Below are 18,158 nucleotides of genomic sequence, written 5' to 3' on the forward strand. Positions count from 1 at the left end.
CGGCGCGGCAGCGAGAAGCGCTCGCTTCAGGCGGCCGCCTTCATGCAGTGCTCGACGAAGGCCAGCGCGCTGCGGCCCAGGTGCTTGTCGCGGTGCGTCACGATGGCCAGGTGCCGGAATGCCTTGGGCAGTCGCGTGCGCAGCTCGACCAGCCAGCCCCGCTCCAGCGCATCGGCGACGGCATAGCGCGAGACGCAGCCGAGCCCCACGTTGCGCGTCACGAACTGCTTGATGGCCTCGGTGCTCCCCAGCTCGAAGCCGACGTTCAGGCGGCCCAGATGCTCCAGCAGCCAGCGGTCTGCGGCCTCGCGCGTGCCGGAGCCGCGCTCGCGCAGCACCCAGTCGGCCTCGCGCAACTGTCGAAGGCCGGCCACCTGACCGGCAAGCGGGTGCGTGGGCGACGCCACGATGACCAGTTCATCGGTGAGCCAGCCCTGTGTGGAGAGTTCGGGGTGCGTCTGCGAGCCTTCGATGAAGCCCAGGTCGACATCGAAACCGGCCACGGCCTCGATGGCCTGCGTGGTATTGCCGATCTGCAGGCGCACCTGGCTGTCCGGGTGCGCGTCTTTCCAGCTCGCCACCAGGTTGGGCAGCAGGTACTCGCCGATCGTGAAGCTGGCCGCCATGCGCAAAGGCGCCGGATGCGCCGTGGCGAAGAGCGACTGCATCTCTGCCGCCTGCTCCAGCAGCGCGGCGGCCCTGGCGCGCAGCGCATGGCCGTTCTCGTTGAGCACCAGGCGCCGTCCGACCCGGTCGAAGAGGTGGACGCCCAGCACGGCCTCCAGCTCGGCCAGCGATGCGCTCGCGGCGGATTGCGAGCGCGCCACGCGCGTCGCGGCAGCGCGGGTGGAGCCTTCGCGCGCCGTGGCCACGAAGACCTCGAGCTGGCGCAGATTGAGACGAAGTCGCGAGTCGACGTGCTGATCGGTTTTACGGGTCATTGTGAGAAATATTCTCCGCTTTTTTGTTTGACCGCAATCCCTAGGATGAGCGCGGCCCCACACCAAAAGAACCGAAGGACCGCCCGTGTTCAAGTTCCTCTCGCGCGAACCGATCCACGATCCGCTCGACGCACCGACGCCGACCTCCGAGACCGAGGTCAAGACCACCACTTGCTACATGTGCGCCTGCCGCTGCGGCATCCGCGTGCACCTGCGCGAAGGCGAGCACGGGCCGGAGGTGCGCTACATCGACGGCAACCCCGAGCACCCGCTGAACCAGGGTGTGATCTGCGCCAAGGGGTCGTCGGGCATCATGAAGCAGGTGTCGCCCGCGCGGCTCACCCAGCCGCTGCTGCGCAAGCCCGGCAGCGAGCGCGGGGCCGGCGAGTTCGAGCCCATCAGCTGGGAACGCACCTTCGAGATCCTGACCGAGCGCCTGGGCAAGATCCGCTCGACCGATCCGAAGAAGTTCGCGCTTTTCACCGGCCGTGACCAGATGCAGGCGCTCACCGGCCTGTTCGCGCGGCAGTTCGGCACGCCCAACTACGCGGCGCACGGCGGCTTCTGCTCGGTCAACATGGCCGCCGGGATGATCTACACCATCGGCGGCAGCTTCTGGGAGTTCGGCGGCCCCGACCTCGAGCGCGCCAAGCTGTTCGTGATGATCGGCACCGCCGAAGACCATCACAGCAACCCGATGAAGATCGCCATCAGCAAATTCAAGCGCGATGGCGGACGATTCATTTCGATCAACCCGGTGCGCACCGGCTACTCGGCGATTGCGGACGAATGGATTCCCATCAAGCCGGGCACCGACGGCGCGCTGTTCATGGCGCTGCTGCACGAGCTGATCGCCAGCGACCTGATCGACCACGCCTTCCTCAAGCGCTTCACCAACGCACCACAACTGGTGGTGCTGGACGAAGGCGAACGCGAAGGCCTGTTCGCTTTCGACCCCGACCCCGAGCGCGGCCCGCCGGGCGATGGGCGCCACCCGCACAACAAGCTGATCTGGGACCGCGCCGACGGCGCCGTGAAGGCGGCCTATCCCGAAGGCGTCGGCGAAGGATGCGACCCGGCGCTCGAAGGCCACTACACCCTGGCCGACGGCACCCGCGTCGCGCCTTCGTTTCAGCTGCTGCGCGACCGCGTGGCCGACTGCACGCCTGAGTGGGCCGCAGCCATCACCGGGATCGATGCCGAACGCATCCGCAAGCTGGCGCGCGAAATGGGCGAGACGGCGCTGCACCAGGCCTTCGAGATGCCGATCCCGTGGACCGACGCCTGGGGCAAGGTGCACCCGACCACCCAGGGCCGCCCGGTGGCCTTCCACGCGATGCGTGGCCTGGCGGCGCATTCGAACGGCTTCCAGACCATCCGCGCGCTGGCGGTGCTGATGAGCGTGCTGGGCACCATCGACGCGCCGGGCGGCTTCCGCCACAAGGCGCCGTACCCGCGCCACATCGTGCCGAACTATCGGGCCTTCAATTCGCCCGAGATGATCAAGCCCAACACGCCGCTCAACGCCGCGCCGCTGGGTTTTCCGGCCAGCCCCGACGAGCTGGCCATCAACCCCGACGGCTCGCCGATCCGCATCGACCACGCCTTCTCGTGGGAGCATCCGTTGTCGGCCCACGGGCTGATGCACAACGTGATCACCAATGCCGTCAAGGGCGACCCATACCGCATCGACACGCTGATGATCTTCATGGCCAACATGGCGTGGAACTCCAGCATGAACACGATGGGCGTGCGCGAGATGCTCAACCGCAAGGACGAACACGGCGAGTACATGATCCCTTTCCTGGTCGTGTGCGATGCCTTCCAGAGCGAGACCGTCGCCTTTGCCGACCTGGTGCTGCCCGACACCACCTACCTCGAGCGCCACGACGTGATGGGCATGCTCGACCGGCCGATCTCCGAGTTCGACGGGCCGGTCGATTCGGTGCGCATCCCGGTGGTGCCCCCGACCGGCCAGTGCAAACCCTTCCAGGAAGTGTTGATCGAACTGGCCTCGCGCCTTCAGTTCCCGGCCTTCACCACGCCCGAAGGCGGACGCAAGTTCACGGGGTACCCGGACTTCGTCGTCAACTTTCAACCGTCCCCGGGCATCGGATTCTTGATGGGTTGGCGCGGCAAGGACGGCACCGAACATCTCAAGGGCGAGCCCAATCCGAAGCAGTGGGACATGTACGCGAAGAACAACTGCGTCTTCCAGCACCACATGCCCGAGACCATGCACTACATGCGCAACTGGAATCGGGAATACCTCGACTTCGCCAAGGACAAGGGCTGGCGCCAGCGCAACGACCCGGTGCAGATCGCCATCTACTCGGACACGCTGCAGAGCTTTCGCCTGGCGGCCCAGGGCAAGACCCCGGGGCGCCAGCCGCCCGACGAACTGCGCGAGCGCATCGACACTTACTTCGACCCGCTGCCCTTCTGGTACCCGCCACTGGAAGACGGCGTGACCGACCGCGACACCTACCCGCTCAATGCGCTCACGCAGCGGCCGATGGCGATGTACCACTCGTGGGATTCGCAGAACGCCTGGCTGCGGCAGATTCACAGCCACAACTACCTGCACGTGAACCCGGTGACCGCGAGGGCCGCCGGGATCGAGGACGGCGGCTGGTGCTGGGTCGAGAGCCAATGGGGCAAGGTGCGCTGCATGCTGCGCTACAGCGAGACGGTCGAGCCCGGCACGGTCTGGACCTGGAACGCCATTGGCAAGGCCGACGGCGCCTGGCAGCTGGCGCCGGGTGCCGACGAAGCGCGCAAGGGCTTCCTGTTGAACCACCTGATCACCGAAGAACTGCCCTTTGCCAATTCGCACGGCGGCACCACCATCAGCAACTCCGACCCGATCACGGGACAGGCCGGCTGGTACGACGTGCGGGTGCGTATCCGGCCCGCCGACCCCGAAGAGCCGAAGGAGACCTTTCCCCAGATCGCGAGCATGCCGAGCGCGCCGGGTGTGGTCGGCAAGGCGGCGAGCGTGCTGACCTACTTTGCGGGGCGCCGGAAATGATTCAATGGCTCAAAGACCTGATCACCGGCGCAGCACCGCCGATGGCGCTGGTGGAGGAGGGTGTGCGACCGGTGTCGATCGCGCGCGACGGCCACGTGAGCGTGCGTGCCGACCCCGGTGAGACGCTGGCCAAGCAACTGGCGCTGGTGATCGACCTGAACGTGTGCGTCGGCTGCCATGCCTGCGTCACCTCCTGCAAGCAATGGAACACCTCCGGCAGCGCCGGTCCGCTGTCCGACGAGAAGCCCTATGGCGCCGAGCCGACCGGCACCTTCTTCAACCGCGTGCAGACCTACGAGGCCGGCGCCTTCCCGGTCACGGAAACCATCCATTTCCCCAAGAGCTGCCTGCACTGCGAAGACCCGCCCTGCGTGCCGGTGTGCCCCACGGGCGCCAGCTACAAGCGCAAGGAAGACGGCATCGTGCTGGTCGACTACGACAAGTGCATCGGCTGCAAGTACTGCGCATGGGCCTGCCCTTACGGCGCGCGCGAACTCGACGAAGAGCGCCAGGTGATGACCAAGTGCACCCTGTGCGTCGACCGCATCTACGACGAGAAGCTGCCCAAGGAAGAGCGCAAGCCGGCTTGCGTGATGGCTTGCCCGACCGGCGCGCGCATCTTTGGCGACGTGAAGGATCCGAACTCCGCAGCGTCGATCGCCGTGCGCGAGCGCGGCGGCTATTCGCTCATGCCGGAGTGGAACACCAGCCCGGCGAACCAGTACCTGCCGCGCCGCGTGACCGACGTGGCCGGCGGCAGCTCGAAGGTGCAGCCCACCATCGGAGGCGAGCAATGAACCCGGCCTTCTCCGTCGTGATCTTCACGACCATCGCCGGTGCAGCGCAGGGCATGGTCGTCGCGCTCGCGCTGGCGCGGCTCGCCGGCATGGCACTGGCGCCGTCGTTCGTGGGCATGGCCCTGATCGTGGCCGAGGCGATGCTGCTCATCGGCCTGGGTGCGTCCTTCGCCCACCTGGGCCGGCCCGAACGCGCGTGGCGCGCTGTGCTGATGTGGCGCACCTCGTGGCTGTCGCGCGAGGTGATCGTGCTGCCCGCCTTCATCGCCGTCGTCGCCCTGTGGTGGCTGGCGCTGTCTGCCGGCATCGACACGGTGTGGCTGCCGCTCGCGGCCATCGTCGTCGCCGCGCTGCTGTGGTACTGCACCGCCATGATCTACGCGTGCCTGCGCTTCATCCAGGAATGGGCGCAGCCGCTGACCATCGTCAACTTCACGCTCATCGGGCTGTCTTCGGGGCTGATCCTGACGAGCGCGCTGGCCGTGCTGCTGGCGCAGCCGCAATTGCTGCAGGCCAGCGGTCCGGCGGCGCTGGCGGTGACGGTCATCGCATGGATCACCCGAACCATGGCGCTGCGCCGCAACGCGCTGATCAAACACCAGTCCACGCTGCAATCGGCCACCGGCATCCGTGCGCCGAACCTGGTGCAGAAGTCGATGGGCATGTCGGCCGGCTCCTTCAACACGCGCGAGTTCTTCCACCGGGCCAGTCGGCTGGCCATGAAGAACGTGAAGCTGGCACTGCTGGTGCTCGGATTTGCACTGCCGACGCTGCTGTTGGTTTGGGGCGTGACCGCCTCGGCAGGCCTGGCCTTCGTGCTGGCGCTGGTGGTGCAGGTGCCGGGGCTGGTGGCAGACCGGTGGTTCTTTTTCGCGCAGGCCAGGCATCCGCAGAACCTCTATTACCAGGTCGTGTCCTGAGATCGTGAGGGCGGGCGCCGCAGGGCAGCAGAGTATATTCATGCGGTCTTCAGGCCACCGCGGCCCTCGTCGCCGCCCGACCCATGCCCGTCATCCCTCTGAGCCGAAACCCGCCCGACGACGACGCGGACGTCCGTACCGACACGCTCGCCGACCAGGCCTACCGGCGCCTGCAACGCGCACTCATGACCGGCGGGCTGCTGCCCGAGCAGGTGTTGACCGTGCGCGGCATCGCCGAGAGCTACGGCGTCAGCCTGACGCCGGTGCGCGAGGCGGTGCAGCGGCTTGTCGCCGAGCGCGCGCTGACCGTGGAGAATGGCCGGACGCTGCGCGTGCCGCGGCTGGGGGTCGAGACCTACCGTGAGATCCTGAAGATCCGGATCGAGCTCGAGCCCATGGCGGCGCGTGAAGCCGCAGCACGGATGGACAACGCCGAAATGGACCGGCTCGACCAGGTGGTGGCCCTCCACCTCGCGGCCATCCAGGGCGGCAGGGCGCACGAAACGCTGAGCGCCAACACGGATTTTCACCTGTCGATATATCGTGCATCCGAGCAGCCGGTGCTCATCGGCATCATCGAAAGCCTCTACCTGCGGGTGGGCCCGACGCTGAATCTCTTGTTCCCGCAGTACTGCGGCAGCCTCACGGGGCACGAGACCCATCTGCAGGCGATCGATGCCCTGCGGCGGCGCGATGGAGACGCCCTGGCGAAGGCCATTCGGGACGACCTCACCCAGGGTGCGAAGTTTTTGATCCGACTGCTCCAGCCCTGATGGGCGGCGTCGGGCGCGACCACCGAGGGTCGCGAAATTACGCTTGAGAATATATTCAAACGCCTCTATTCTTCATCGGACCCCAGGTCGACGCCTGGTTTGTGCTCCCGCCCTTTCTGAAAGGCATCCGATGAAGCTCACTCTGTCCCGGCGCGATTTCGGTGTGACCGCCGCCCACATGATGGTCGGTTCGATGGCGGGAGGGGCGTTGATCGGCGCCGGCCCGGTCTTCGGGCAGGCCCCGAAGACCGTCAACCTGGGGACGTTCGGCAGCATCGACGCGCAGAACTACATCCGCGCCAAGGGCCTGGCGCCGAAGATCTTCGGCGCCGGAACCAAGGTGGACTTCGTCACCGTGCGGGCGGGTTCCGAGGTGATCTCGGCCATGGCCGGCAACAGCCTCGACATGTGCAACCTCGGGTCCAGCCCGATGGTGGTGGGCTATGCCAACGGCGTGCAGGCCTCGCTGGTCTACATCTACAAGAACATCATCGACAGCGAAGCGCTGGTGGTGCAGAACAGCGCCAACATCAAGAAGCTGGCCGACCTCAAGGGCAAGCGCGTCGGCCTGCCGTTCAACACCTCGGTCCATTTCGCGGCCCTGGCGGCCTTCAAGACCGCGGGCCTCGGCGTCAACGACGTGCAGCTGATCAACATGCGCGCGGACACCATCGCTTCGGCCTGGACGCGCCGCGAGATCGATGCCGCCTACATCTGGGTGCCGGTGATTCCCAAGCTGGTCGAAGATGCGGGCACGGTGATCTTCAAGACCGGTGACCTCAACGCCGCTGCCGGACTGGTGATGTTCGATGCGTTCCTGGTGCGCGACGACTTCAAGAAGAAGAACCCCGACATGGTGCTGGCCTTCCTCAAGGACTTCGAACAGATCGCCGCCACCTTCAAGCAGAACCCGAAGGAGGTGGTCGACACCATGACCAAGTTCCTCGGCGTCGACGAGGCCGCGGTGATGCGTTCGCTGAACACCTTCTACCCGGTGCCGGCCAGGGAACAACTCACCGCGAAGTGGCTGGGCAAGCCCGGCGAGAAGAACTCCGCTGTCGTCAAGACGCTGCAAGTGCAGGCCGAGTTCCTGAAGGAGACGGGGCAGATCAACGCACTGCCCAAGGACATGAACGGGCTGGTCGACAGCAGCTTCGTCGCGCAGCTCGCCTGATGCAGGGCGATCTTTCCGCCCGCGGCGGCGGTCTGGCGTCGCCGGTGGTCAAGGCACGCTTCGACAAGGTCACCAAGCGCTTCGGCTCGGGCGACGACGCGGTGCAGGCGCTGGAACCGATCTCGCTCGACATCGCCGAGAACGCCTTCGTCTGCCTGGTCGGGCCTTCGGGTTGCGGCAAGAGCACGCTGCTCAACATCCTGGCCGGCTTCGAGAAGCCGACCAGCGGGGAGGCGCTCATGGACGGCGTGCCGGTGCGCGGGCCTGACCCGCGGCGCGGCGTGGTGTTCCAGCAGGGCGCGCTGTTCACGTGGATGAGCGTGCGTGACAACGTCGCCTTCGGACCGCTCGCCACCGGCGCGTCGTCGGCCGAAGCGAGCCGCATCGCCGACCGCTACCTCGAGATGGTCGGCCTCACGGCCTTCGCCAGGCGCTACCCCTACGAGTTGTCGGGCGGCATGCAGCAGCGCGTGGGCATCGCCCGGGCGTTGGCCAACGACCCGGAGATCCTGCTGATGGACGAGCCCTTCGCCGCGCTCGACGCGCAGACGCGCGAGCTGCTGCAGGAAGAGATCAAGCGCATCTGGCAGAGCACGCGCAAGACGATGCTGTGGATCACGCACAGCATCGAAGAGGCGCTGTTCCTCGCCACCGACATCGTCGTGATGTCGGCGAGGCCGGGCCGCATCAAGGCGCGCCTGGCGCCGCAGTTCGCGCTGAGCGAGGACCCCGCGGTGGTCGCGAGCGTGGAGTTCGTCCGCATGAAGGCCGAGATCTTCGGCCTGCTGCGCGAAGAGTCGCTGGCGGCGCAGCGCCAGGAGGGTGGTCGATGAGCAGCACTTCGCACCACGGCGCCAGTGGTCGCACCCGGCGCTCGCTGGGAATCAACCTGGCTTCCTTCGCCGGCCTGCTGCTGTTGTGGGTTCTGGTGACCACACCCCTGGGCCAGAAGCCGCTGGTCGCGCCGTTGTTCCTGCCGTCGCCAGGGTCGGTGTGGGACACGTTCCTGATGCTGCTGAACAACGGCTACCAGGGCAAGACGCTGGGCTATCACCTGGGCATCAGCCTGTTTCGCTTCGGCACCGCCTTCGTGCTGTCGGTGGTCGTCGCGGTGCCGCTCGGGCTCTGGATGGGCATGAACGAAACGGTCAAGGCCGTGCTCGATCCGCCCATCGAGATCAGCCGCCCGATGCCCAAGCTCGCGCTGTTGCCGCTGCTCATCATCTGGTTCGGCATCGGCGAACTGGCGAAGGTGGTGATCATCGTGCTGGCGCTGTTCCCGATTCTCTCGATCAGCGCGATGCAGGCGGTGCGCGGCGTGGGCCGACGCAAGGTGCAGGCCGCGCTGGCGCTCGGCGCGTCGCGCGCGACGATCTTTCGGCGCGTGATTTTCCCGGCCAGCCTGCCCGGCATCTTCACCAGCATCCGCGTGTGCATCGGCCTGGGCGTGACCATGCTGGTCGGCGCCGAGATGATCGCCACCAGCGCGGGTATCGCGTACATGGCGATGTCGGCGTCGGACTTTCTGCTGACCAACGTGGTGATCGTCGGCGCGCTGATCATGGCCGCGCTCGGCTATTTGCTCGATCTGTGCGCTCGCGCGCTCGAAAACCGCATCGTCCATTGGGGCGGGAAAGAAGGCTGACATGACTGTGTTGCCCAAGGAAGGCATCGGCTGGCCCGCGTTGAAGGCGCAGTTGCAGGAGGCCGGCCAGCGCGATGCCGACTGGCGCGGCGGCCGCGTGCCGATGTTCATCCACTATGCCGGGGACGATGTGCTCGAGGTGGCCAAGCAGGCCTACCTGATGTATTTCTCGGAGAACGGCCTGGGCTTGCGCGCCTTCGGCAGCCTGGAACGCTTCGAATCCGAGGTGGTGGCGATGGGGCTCGGTCTGTTGCACGGCGGCCCACTGGCACGCGGCGCCATGACCACCGGCGGGACCGAGAGCATCTTTCTCGCCGTGAAGGCCGCGCGCGATCAGGCGCGTCGGCGAAACCCCGCGATGGGGACGCCGCAGATCGTGATGGCCACGAGCGCGCACCCGGCCTTCGACAAGGCGGCGCATTTCATGGGCCTGACGCCGATCCGCACGCCCTTGCGCGCGGACTTCACCGCCGACCCGCAGGCCATCGCCGCGGCCATCACGACCGACACGGTGATGGTGGTCGGCTCGGTGCCGGCATTTCCGCACGGCGTGGTCGACCCGATCGGCGAAATCGCCGCGGTGGCCAGCGCGAAGGAGGTGTGGATGCATGTCGATGCCTGTGTCGGTGGGTACTTCGCACCCTTCGCGCAGCAGCTCGGCGTGCAGTTGCCGGACTGGGATTTCAAGGTGCCCGGTGTGGTGTCGATCTCGGCCGACCTGCACAAGTACGGCTACACCGCGAAGGGCGCCTCCACGCTGTTCTTCCGCGATGCCGACAGCTTTGCGGGCATGGGCTGGTACTTTGACCAGTGGCCGCGCGGCCAGTATTTCACCAATACGCTCGTCGGCACCCGCGCCGGCGGTGCGATCGCCGCGGCCTGGGCTGTCATGAACTACCTCGGCGAGGCGGGCTACCGTCGCATCGCCGCACGGGTGCTCGCCACCCGCCGCGCGTTGCAGGACGGTGCTGCCGCACTCGGCCTGCCCACCATCGCCGACCCGCAACTGTCGATCCTGGCCTACGGCTCACCCGAACGCGACATGGCGGCCATCGGTGCCGGCCTCACGCGGCGCGGCTGGGTCGCGGGCTACGTGACCCAGCCGGCCGGGCTGCACCACATGCTCAATCTGACGCACGAGCCGGTCGTCGACCAGTACCTCGCAGATCTGGAAGCCGCGATCGCAGAAGCACCGCAGCGCGCGGGCGGCAAGGTCGACGCGCGCTACTAGCGCGCCGAGGCGCCGATCAGCGCCGCGTCTGCACCTTGATGCGGATGCTCGCCACCTTCCAGCCCCGGGCGTTGAGCCGTGCCACCAGCGTCGGCGCCAACTGACGTAGCTTGGCCGCCGCTGCACTGCCCTGCACGAGGAGGCACCACACGTCGTCCTCCGCCGGACCGGGCTTGATGGCCGAACGCATCTCGACCGGGATCAGACCCTCGATCGCCTGCAGCCTGTCGGCGGCATCCTGCGCACGCGCCAGCAGCCCCGCCAGCGTGGGCGATCCGTCCGCGGCCTGCAGCAGCGTGAAGGAATTGAATCGGCGGTTCGATGACATGAGGGGAGGAGGTCAAGTGGCTAAAATGCCCGGTTAGCCGGTGTTCGCGCCGGCACGGGCCGCTTGCTTTTGGCAAATGCGCGCCCATGTGCTTTCACCCTATCTTAGGGATTTCATCGCGGCGTCCGAATCCGTTCGGGCGCTCGATCGATCCTTCACACATGGCCACCAACTTCCTGACCCAAATCTTCGGCAGTCGCAACGACCGGCTACTCAAGCAGTACCGCAAGACCGTTGAACGCATCAACGCCCTCGAGCCGCAGTTCGAGAAACTCAGCGACGATGCGCTGCGCGCCAAGACCGTGGAGTTCAAGGATCGCGTCGCCAAGGGCGAGTCGCTCGACGACCTGCTGCCCGAAGCCTTCGCCACGGTGCGCGAAGGCTCCAAGCGCGTCATGAAGATGCGCCACTTCGACGTCCAGATGCTCGGTGGCATGGCCCTGCATAACGGCAAGATCTCCGAGATGCGCACCGGCGAAGGCAAGACGCTGACGGCCACGCTGCCGGTGTACCTCAATGCCCTGGCCGGCAAGGGCGTGCACGTGGTCACGGTCAACGACTACCTGGCCAATCGCGACGCGCAATGGATGGGTCGCCTCTACAACTTCCTGGGCCTCACGGTGGGCATCAACCTGCCGAACATGCCGCGCGAGGAGAAGCAGGCCGCCTATGGGGCGGACATCACGTACGGCACGAACAACGAGTACGGCTTCGACTACCTGCGCGACAACATGGTCTACGAGTCGCGCGACCGGGTGCAGCGTTTGCTGAACTACGCGATCGTCGACGAGGTGGACTCGATCCTCATCGACGAGGCGCGCACCCCGCTGATCATCAGCGGCCAGGCCGAGGACCACACCGACCTGTACCTCGCGATCAACAAGGTCGTGCCGCTGCTCGAGAAGCAGGAAGGCGAGGAAGACCCGCGCACCGGCGAGGGCGTGACGAAGCCCGGCGACTTCACGGTTGACGAGAAGACGCACCAGGTGTTCCTGACCGAAGCCGGCCACGAGAAGGCCGAGCAGCTGCTGTCGGAGTTCAAGCTGCTGCCCGAAGGCGCGTCCCTGTACGACCCGGCCAACATCACGCTGATGCACCACCTGAACGCGGCACTGCGCGCGCGTCACCTGTATCACCGCGACCAGCACTACGTGGTGCAGCAGGGCGAAGTCGTCATCGTCGACGAGTTCACCGGTCGTCTGATGAGCGGACGCCGCTGGAGCGATGGCCTGCACCAGGCCGTGGAGGCCAAGGAAGGCGTGGAGATCCAGGCCGAGAATCAGACACTGGCGTCGATCACCTTCCAGAATTACTTCCGTCTGTACGGCAAGCTGGCCGGCATGACCGGCACGGCCGACACCGAGGCCTACGAGTTCCAGGAGATCTACGGTCTGGAGACCATGATCATCCCGCCGAACCGCATCAGCAAGCGCGACGACCAGCTCGACCGCGTCTACAAGACGACACGCGAGAAGTACGACGCGGCGATCCAGGACATTCGCGAATGCTACGAGCGTGGCCAGCCGGTGCTCGTGGGCACCTCGTCGATCGAGAACTCGGAAATCATCGATGCGCTGCTGACCAAGGCCGGTCTGCCGCATCAGGTGCTCAACGCCAAGCAGCATGCGCGCGAAGCCGACATCGTGGCCCAGGCCGGCCGCGCGAAGATGATCACCATCGCGACCAACATGGCCGGTCGCGGCACCGACATCGTGCTCGGCGGCAACATCGAGAAGGTGATCGCCGCGATCGAATCCGACGAGGGCATGGACGAAGCCGCCAAGGCGGCCGAGATCGCCCGCGTGCGCGAGGAATGGACGAAGGACCACGAAGCCATCAAGGCGCTCGGCGGCCTGCGCATCATCGCGACCGAGCGGCACGAATCGCGCCGCATCGACAACCAGCTGCGGGGCCGTTCGGGTCGGCAGGGTGACCCGGGCTCGTCGCGTTTCTATCTGAGCCTGGACGACCCGCTGATGCGCATCTTCGCGGGCGACCGCGTCAAGGCCATCATGGACCGGCTGAAGATGCCCGACGGCGAGGCGATCGAAGCGGGCATCGTCACGCGCAGCATCGAGAGCGCGCAGCGCAAGGTCGAGGCGCGCAACTTCGACGTGCGCAAGCAGCTGCTCGAGTACGACGACGTGTCGAACGACCAGCGCAAGGTGATCTACCAGCAGCGCAACGACATCCTCGACGCGGCGGACCTCACGGCGCAGATCGCCGGCCTGCGCGAGGGTTGCTTCAGCGAGCTGGCGCGCCAGTACGTGCCCACGGAATCGGTGGAAGAGCAGTGGGACCTCGTCGGTCTCGAAAAGACCCTGGTGAACGACTGGGCGCTCGACCTTCCGCTGAAGCGCGAGGTCGAAGCCGCCACCGCCATCAGCGACGAGGACGTCGTCGAGAAGGTGGTGCAGGCCGCCCATGCCGCGTTCGACGCCAAGGTGGCGCAGGTCGGCCAGGAGAACTTCACGCCCTTCGAGCGCATGGTGCTGCTGCAAAGCATCGATACGCACTGGCGCGAGCACCTGGCGTCGCTCGACTACCTGCGCCAGGGCATCCACCTGCGCGGCTATGCACAGAAGCAGCCCAAGCAGGAATACAAGCGCGAAGCCTTCGAGCTCTTCGGCCAGTTGCTCGACGCGGTCAAGAACGACGTCACGCGCCAGCTCATGACCGTGCGCGTGCAGTCGGGCGAGCAGCTCGAAGAGGCGGCCGAGAACATCGAAAGCCGCGCCGAGGCCATCTCCAACATCACTTACACCGCGCCCACCGAAACGGGCGAGGTCGAGGTGCGTGTCGACGAGGAAAGCACCCGCCGTGCTGCCGCCGCCGGTCTTGGCCTGAGCGCCGAGGCTGCGGCCTTCGCGCGCGTCGGCCGCAACGACCCGTGCCCTTGCGGCAGCGGCAAGAAGTTCAAGCAGTGCCACGGCAAGCTGACCTGATTCACCTGTTCCTCCTTTTGAAGACCACGCCATGCCAGTGAACCTCACCCCTCCCGATCCGGCGAACCTGCATGCGGTGCCTGGCGTGCGCATCGGCGTGGCCGAAGCCGGCGTGCGAAAGGCCAATCGCAAGGACCTGACGGTCGTGCTGATCGATGAAGGCGCGGCGGTCGGAGGCGTGTTCACGCTGAACCGCTTCTGCGCCGCGCCGGTCCAGGTGTGCCGCGACCACCTGGCCAAGGGCTACGGTATCCGCGCGATGCTGATCAACACCGGCAATGCCAATGCCGGCACCGGCCAGGACGGCCTGGCGCGCACGCACCAGAGCTGCGTGGCGCTGGCGCGCGAGCTCGACATCGCGCCGGAGCAGATCCTGCCGTTCTCTACCGGCGTGATCATGGAGCCGCTGCCGGTCGACCGCATCGAGGCCGGCCTGCCCGCGGCGCTGGCGGATGCGTCGCCCGACCACTGGGCGCGTGCAGCCGAAGGCATCATGACCACCGACACGGTGCCCAAGGCCTTCAGCCAGCAGGTGCAGATCGGTGGCGCCACCGTGACCATCACCGGCATCAGCAAGGGCGCCGGCATGATCCGCCCGAACATGGCGACCATGCTCGGCTTCATGGCCACCGATGCGCAGATCGACCCGGCGCTGATCCAGCCGCTGGCCAAGGCGCTGGCCGATGCGTCGTTCAACCGCGTGACCATCGACGGCGACACGTCGACCAACGACTCCTTCGTCGTCATCGCGACGCAGAAGGCCGCGCATGCGCGCATCGATTCGCTCGATTCTGCCGATGGCCGTACGCTGCTCGCCGCGATGCAGAACGTCGCGCGCCAGCTGGCCCAGGCCATCGTGCGCGACGGCGAGGGCGCCACCAAGTTCATCACTATCCGCGTCGAGGGTGGCCGCGACGCCGCCGAGTGCCGGCAGGTCGCCTATGCCGTGGCGCATTCGCCGCTGGTCAAGACGGCGTTTTTCGCCAGCGACCCGAACCTCGGCCGCATCCTCGCCGCCGTCGGCTATGCCGGCATCGACGACCTCGACCAGACCGGCATCGACCTGTACCTCGACGACGTGCACGTGGCCGTCCAGGGCGGACGCAACCCGGCCTACCGCGAAGAAGACGGCCAGCGCGTGATGAAGCAGAGCGAGATCACGGTGCGTATCGCGCTCGGCCGCGGCGACGCGGCCGACACGGTGTGGACCTGTGACCTGAGCCACGACTACGTCTCCATCAACGCCGACTACCGCTCCTGATGGCCCCCACGTTCATCACTCCGTGTATTCACTGCCCCCCGAGGGGGTGCTCAACGCCCTTCGGGCGGCCGGGCGGGCGTCGTCGATGAACGAGAAGTTCGAGCACCTCATCGAGCGCGCCGAGCAGCTCATTGCCCGCATCGAGTCGATCCTTCCGCAGCCGCTGCAGGCACCCGCCGACTGGGACGCCGCCATCGCCTGGCGCTACCGCCGGCGCAGCTCGGGTCACGGCACGCTGGAGCCGGTGCGCCATGTGGCGCCGATGCCGCTCGAGGCGCTCAAGGAGATCGACGTCCAGAAGGAAAAGATCGAGCGCAACACCCGGCAGTTCGTCGAGGGCAAGCCGGCCAACAACGTGCTGCTGACCGGCGCTCGGGGCACGGGCAAGTCGTCGCTCATCCGGGCGTGCCTGCAGGCCTACGCGCCCCAGGGCCTGCGACTGATCGAGGTCGACAAGGCCGAGCTGACCGACCTGCCCGACATCGTCGATGTGGTGGCGAACCGCCCCGAGAAGTTCATCGTCTTCAGCGACGACCTGAGCTTCGACGAGGGCGAGCCCGGCTACAAGGCGCTCAAGTCCATCCTCGACGGCTCGGTGGCCGCATCGACGCCCAACGTGCTGATCTATGCGACCAGCAACCGGCGCCATCTGCTGCCCGAGTACATGAAGGACAACCTCAGCTACACGCACACCGAGGATGGCGAGGTGCATCCGGGTGAGGTGATCGAGGAAAAGATCTCGCTGTCGGAGCGCTTCGGCCTGTGGGTGAGCTTCTACCCTTTCAGCCAGGCCGAATACCTGGCGATCGTGGCGCAGTGGCTGTCTTCTTTCGAGGTCGATGCGGCCGCCATCGAAGCCGCCCGGCCCGACGCGCTCATCTGGGCGCTGGAGCGCGGCTCGCGCAGCGGGCGCGTGGCCTACCAGTTCGCGCGCGACTACGCGGGGCGTGCATGAGCACTGCAGCCGACACGCGCAAGCACACCGAGGTGGCGGTCGGCATCCTGATCCGCGATGCGGACGATGCACTGCTGCTCTCGACCCGGCCCGAAGGCAAGCCCTATGCCGGCTACTGGGAGTTCCCAGGCGGCAAGATCGAAGCGGGCGAGACCGTGGAACAGGCGCTGCGCCGCGAGCTGCAGGAAGAGCTCGGCATCACCATCGGCGGCGCCGAGGTCTGGAAGGTCACCGAGCACGACTACCCGCATGCGCTGGTGCGGCTGCACTGGTGCAAGGTGCGCGCGTGGGACGGTGACTTCGAGATGCGCGAAGGCCAGGCGATGCAGTGGCAGCAGCTGCCGCTGGACGTGACGCCGGTGCTGCCCGGCGCGCTGCCGGTGCTGGCCTGGCTGGCGGAAGAGCGCGCTCCAGGCGAATCACGCGCCGGCTGAGCCCTCGCTACTGCAGCCGCGGGTCGCCGAAGGGCTCGTCGTCCGGCGGCGCCTCGGCCGGCATGCGGAATTCTTCGCTGGCCCACGCGCCCAGGTCGACGCCCTTGCAGCGCGCGCTGCAGAAAGGGCGATACGCATTGCCGGGGCCGTAGACGCTGTCCTGGCCGCAGGCGGGGCACCGCACGATGCGGTCGCCGTTCGGGGTGGTGCGGGTGGTCATGGCTTCTCTCCTGCGCCCCGTACCGACAGGGGCAACGACGCCGGTTCGTTCATGCGCGCGTCAGGCGCACAGGGTCAGTTCAAAAGGGGTGTCTTCGAGGCTCGCGTGCAGGCGGTCGTCTGCCTCATGGCGCATCATCCGGACCGACACCATCAACCGGTTGCCGCTGATCTCGGGGATCCGGCCGAGCCGCGGATCGATGCGCAGGCGCAGCAGCTGGAAGCTGCGTCCCTGCGGCAGGTTCTGCTGGAACTGCCCGCCGGCGGCGATGACCTTGTAGGGCACGTCGGCATCCCGCAGCAGCTTGAGCAGCAGGTAGATCGACTCGGCCAACGGGGCCAATGTCGACGACCAGCGTTCGAGGTCGACGCGCCGCGCCGCAGCGGGGCGGTTCTGCCAGGCGTGGTAGGCCGGCAGGTCGAATTCGCAGGTGCCGCCGGGAATGCCCGCACGGCTGCGAATGCTCATGAGCCACTCGTTCTCCGTCAGCGCCTGCCCGGCCTTGCCCGGCACGGTGTTGAGGATGCCGAAATTGCGTTCGAGCTGGCCGACCACCTGGTCGAGCACAGCCTCGGAGATCGCGGGGTTGCCGCGGTAGCTGTTGAAAACGTTCTTGTGCTTGTCGAGGTCGCGCAGCACGTCGGACTTGAGGTCGGCGCGCGCGGCGACGTCCATGATCTCGAAGATCGTGACCAGCGCGTAATGGTGCGAGAGGGCGGATTCCGCGGGGACCAGCTCACCAAGACGGCGGAACAGGTGCTCCAGACGCAGGTAGGTCCGGATGCGCTCGTTGAAGGGGTACTCGTAAAGAATCACGCGATGTATCGTTTCCAGTCGCGGAATCATAGTCGCCCGCGTGCGGTGTCGTGTGTCGTGATGCTTCGTCGGGGTCCGTGCGCTCACTTAATCGTGCGGTACGCCAACCAGTGCGTCCACAGGCTGCGCACATCGTCGGCCAGCGCCTCGAGGCTCACGCCATCGTTGAAGAGCACGGCGTCTGCGGCGGCACGGCGATCACTGCGCCGGGCCTGCTGCGCGATCACGGCTTGTACGGCATCGGGCGCCCAGCCGGAACGCGCCACCACGCGCGCCAGTTGCGTCGCTTCACTCGCATCGACCACCAGCACGCGGTCGACGATGCGGCGCCATCGCTTCGATTCGACGAGCAGCGGCACGTCGAAGACGAGCGTCGTGCCCGTGGCCGCTGCGGCCTGCCGCTCGGTCTCGATGCCGATCAGCGGATGAAGGATGGCTTCGAGCCGGCGCTTGGCGTCGGCATCGGCGAACACGATCTCGCGCATGCGCGCCCGGTCCAGCCCGCCGGCGGCGTCGAGCACGTCACGACCGAACGCCAGTTCGATCGCGGGAATGGCCGCGCCGCCGGGCAGGGCGATGGCGCGCGCGATGGCGTCGGTGTCGATCAGCGTGGCGCCCAGGCGGGCAAGCATCGCGGCCACCGTGCTCTTGCCGCTGCCGATGCCCCCGGTCAAGCCGATGCGCATG

17 protein-coding genes are annotated in these 18,158 nt (G+C 67.1%); 12 read left to right on the forward strand and 5 right to left on the reverse strand.

Going from position 1 to position 18,158, the window contains the following annotated elements; all coding sequences use genetic code 11:
- Positions 1 to 26 precede the first annotated feature (26 nt).
- Positions 27 to 941 (reverse strand): LysR family transcriptional regulator, encoded by a 915-nt coding sequence (locus ACSFA0_RS15630; protein ID WP_435451190.1) that lies wholly within the window; start codon positions 939 to 941, stop codon positions 27 to 29.
- Positions 942 to 1,026: 85 nt separating this feature from the next.
- On the opposite strand from ACSFA0_RS15630, the gene ACSFA0_RS15635 reads away from it, so the two are divergent.
- The 8 genes from ACSFA0_RS15635 to ACSFA0_RS15670 all read left to right on the forward strand — a co-directional run bounded on the left by ACSFA0_RS15635 (position 1,027) and on the right by ACSFA0_RS15670 (position 10,512).
- Positions 1,027 to 3,972, forward strand: coding sequence for a molybdopterin oxidoreductase family protein (locus tag ACSFA0_RS15635; RefSeq protein ID WP_435451191.1), 2,946 nt, complete (start codon positions 1,027 to 1,029; stop codon positions 3,970 to 3,972).
- Complete coding sequence (locus tag ACSFA0_RS15640) at positions 3,969 to 4,769, forward strand: 4Fe-4S dicluster domain-containing protein (protein WP_435451192.1); 801 nt, start codon at positions 3,969 to 3,971, stop codon at positions 4,767 to 4,769. Before ACSFA0_RS15635 ends, ACSFA0_RS15640 begins: the two co-directional genes overlap by 4 nt.
- Positions 4,766 to 5,689 carry a dimethyl sulfoxide reductase anchor subunit family protein gene (locus ACSFA0_RS15645; RefSeq protein WP_435451193.1) on the forward strand — a complete coding sequence of 308 codons (924 nt, stop codon included), beginning with the start codon at positions 4,766 to 4,768 and terminating at the stop codon, positions 5,687 to 5,689. The genes ACSFA0_RS15640 and ACSFA0_RS15645 overlap by 4 nt, the downstream gene beginning before the upstream one ends.
- Before the next feature lie 83 nt (positions 5,690 to 5,772).
- A complete protein-coding gene (locus tag ACSFA0_RS15650) occupies positions 5,773 to 6,462 on the forward strand; it encodes a GntR family transcriptional regulator (RefSeq protein ID WP_435451194.1) in 690 nt (229 codons plus the stop codon).
- A 130-nt stretch (positions 6,463 to 6,592) separates the two neighbouring features.
- Positions 6,593 to 7,636, forward strand: a complete 1,044-nt coding sequence (locus tag ACSFA0_RS15655; protein ID WP_435451195.1) for a taurine ABC transporter substrate-binding protein — start codon at positions 6,593 to 6,595, stop codon at positions 7,634 to 7,636.
- Positions 7,636 to 8,469 carry an ABC transporter ATP-binding protein gene (locus ACSFA0_RS15660; RefSeq protein WP_435451196.1) on the forward strand — a complete coding sequence of 278 codons (834 nt, stop codon included), beginning with the start codon at positions 7,636 to 7,638 and terminating at the stop codon, positions 8,467 to 8,469. Before ACSFA0_RS15655 ends, ACSFA0_RS15660 begins: the two co-directional genes overlap by 1 nt.
- The gene (locus ACSFA0_RS15665) at positions 8,466 to 9,281 is read left to right on the forward strand and encodes an ABC transporter permease (RefSeq protein ID WP_435451197.1); all 816 of its coding nucleotides are present in this window, start codon (positions 8,466 to 8,468) and stop codon (positions 9,279 to 9,281) included. Before ACSFA0_RS15660 ends, ACSFA0_RS15665 begins: the two co-directional genes overlap by 4 nt.
- 1 nt (position 9,282) lies before the next feature.
- Positions 9,283 to 10,512 carry a pyridoxal phosphate-dependent decarboxylase family protein gene (locus tag ACSFA0_RS15670; RefSeq protein ID WP_435451198.1) on the forward strand — a complete coding sequence of 410 codons (1,230 nt, stop codon included), beginning with the start codon at positions 9,283 to 9,285 and terminating at the stop codon, positions 10,510 to 10,512.
- A 16-nt stretch (positions 10,513 to 10,528) separates the two neighbouring features.
- Here the strand turns inward: ACSFA0_RS15670 and ACSFA0_RS15675 are convergent, their stop codons facing one another.
- Positions 10,529 to 10,840 carry a DciA family protein gene (locus tag ACSFA0_RS15675; protein WP_435451199.1) on the reverse strand — a complete coding sequence of 104 codons (312 nt, stop codon included), beginning with the start codon at positions 10,838 to 10,840 and terminating at the stop codon, positions 10,529 to 10,531.
- 161 nt (positions 10,841 to 11,001) lie between these two features.
- Between ACSFA0_RS15675 and secA the strand changes: the two genes are divergently transcribed.
- From secA to ACSFA0_RS15695, 4 genes are all read left to right on the forward strand, one after another.
- On the forward strand, positions 11,002 to 13,785 hold the full coding sequence (gene secA, locus ACSFA0_RS15680) for a preprotein translocase subunit SecA (protein ID WP_435451200.1): 2,784 nt from the start codon (positions 11,002 to 11,004) through the stop codon (positions 13,783 to 13,785).
- Positions 13,786 to 13,816: 31 nt separating this feature from the next.
- Positions 13,817 to 15,046: a bifunctional glutamate N-acetyltransferase/amino-acid acetyltransferase ArgJ gene (gene argJ, locus ACSFA0_RS15685; protein WP_435451201.1), complete on the forward strand. Its 1,230-nt coding sequence runs from the start codon at positions 13,817 to 13,819 to the stop codon at positions 15,044 to 15,046.
- Between the two features lie 85 nt (positions 15,047 to 15,131).
- The gene (locus tag ACSFA0_RS15690; RefSeq protein ID WP_435451907.1) at positions 15,132 to 16,001 is read left to right on the forward strand and encodes an ATP-binding protein; all 870 of its coding nucleotides are present in this window, start codon (positions 15,132 to 15,134) and stop codon (positions 15,999 to 16,001) included.
- Positions 15,998 to 16,435, forward strand: coding sequence for an NUDIX domain-containing protein (locus ACSFA0_RS15695; protein ID WP_435451202.1), 438 nt, complete (start codon positions 15,998 to 16,000; stop codon positions 16,433 to 16,435). Before ACSFA0_RS15690 ends, ACSFA0_RS15695 begins: the two co-directional genes overlap by 4 nt.
- Positions 16,436 to 16,442: 7 nt before the next feature.
- Here ACSFA0_RS15695 and ACSFA0_RS15700 read toward each other — a convergent pair whose 3' ends face one another.
- The 3 genes from ACSFA0_RS15700 to coaE all read right to left on the reverse strand — a co-directional run bounded on the left by ACSFA0_RS15700 (position 16,443) and on the right by coaE (position 18,157).
- Positions 16,443 to 16,655: a DNA gyrase inhibitor YacG gene (locus ACSFA0_RS15700; RefSeq protein WP_435451203.1), complete on the reverse strand. Its 213-nt coding sequence runs from the start codon at positions 16,653 to 16,655 to the stop codon at positions 16,443 to 16,445.
- A gap of 60 nt (positions 16,656 to 16,715) precedes the next feature.
- Positions 16,716 to 17,471 carry a cell division protein ZapD gene (gene zapD, locus ACSFA0_RS15705; RefSeq protein ID WP_435451204.1) on the reverse strand — a complete coding sequence of 252 codons (756 nt, stop codon included), beginning with the start codon at positions 17,469 to 17,471 and terminating at the stop codon, positions 16,716 to 16,718.
- An 83-nt stretch (positions 17,472 to 17,554) separates the two neighbouring features.
- Complete coding sequence (gene coaE / locus ACSFA0_RS15710) at positions 17,555 to 18,157, reverse strand: dephospho-CoA kinase (protein WP_435451205.1); 603 nt, start codon at positions 18,155 to 18,157, stop codon at positions 17,555 to 17,557.
- Position 18,158: the final 1 nt, after the last annotated feature.

Origin of the sequence: Variovorax restrictus (assembly GCF_051216715.1) — a bacterium.
Lineage (GTDB): Bacteria > Pseudomonadota > Gammaproteobacteria > Burkholderiales > Burkholderiaceae_C > Variovorax.

Bases quoted from the DNA above. Each gene is read 5' to 3' on its own strand.
- ACSFA0_RS15700 (WP_435451203.1), bottom strand. From the start codon at position 16,655: ATGACCACCCGCACCACCCCGAACGGCGACCGCATCGTGCGGTGCCCC.
- ACSFA0_RS15640 (WP_435451192.1), top strand. From the start codon at position 3,969: ATGATTCAATGGCTCAAAGACCTGATCACCGGCGCAGCACCGCCGATG.
- ACSFA0_RS15695 (WP_435451202.1), top strand. From the start codon at position 15,998: ATGAGCACTGCAGCCGACACGCGCAAGCACACCGAGGTGGCGGTCGGC.
- argJ (WP_435451201.1), top strand. From the start codon at position 13,817: ATGCCAGTGAACCTCACCCCTCCCGATCCGGCGAACCTGCATGCGGTG.
- ACSFA0_RS15665 (WP_435451197.1), top strand. From the start codon at position 8,466: ATGAGCAGCACTTCGCACCACGGCGCCAGTGGTCGCACCCGGCGCTCG.
- secA (WP_435451200.1), top strand. From the start codon at position 11,002: ATGGCCACCAACTTCCTGACCCAAATCTTCGGCAGTCGCAACGACCGG.
- coaE (WP_435451205.1), bottom strand. From the start codon at position 18,157: ATGCGCATCGGCTTGACCGGGGGCATCGGCAGCGGCAAGAGCACGGTG.
- ACSFA0_RS15630 (WP_435451190.1), bottom strand. From the start codon at position 941: ATGACCCGTAAAACCGATCAGCACGTCGACTCGCGACTTCGTCTCAAT.
- ACSFA0_RS15670 (WP_435451198.1), top strand. From the start codon at position 9,283: ATGACTGTGTTGCCCAAGGAAGGCATCGGCTGGCCCGCGTTGAAGGCG.
- ACSFA0_RS15650 (WP_435451194.1), top strand. From the start codon at position 5,773: ATGCCCGTCATCCCTCTGAGCCGAAACCCGCCCGACGACGACGCGGAC.
- ACSFA0_RS15660 (WP_435451196.1), top strand. From the start codon at position 7,636: ATGCAGGGCGATCTTTCCGCCCGCGGCGGCGGTCTGGCGTCGCCGGTG.
- ACSFA0_RS15675 (WP_435451199.1), bottom strand. From the start codon at position 10,840: ATGTCATCGAACCGCCGATTCAATTCCTTCACGCTGCTGCAGGCCGCG.
- ACSFA0_RS15645 (WP_435451193.1), top strand. From the start codon at position 4,766: ATGAACCCGGCCTTCTCCGTCGTGATCTTCACGACCATCGCCGGTGCA.
- ACSFA0_RS15655 (WP_435451195.1), top strand. From the start codon at position 6,593: ATGAAGCTCACTCTGTCCCGGCGCGATTTCGGTGTGACCGCCGCCCAC.
- ACSFA0_RS15690 (WP_435451907.1), top strand. From the start codon at position 15,132: ATGAACGAGAAGTTCGAGCACCTCATCGAGCGCGCCGAGCAGCTCATT.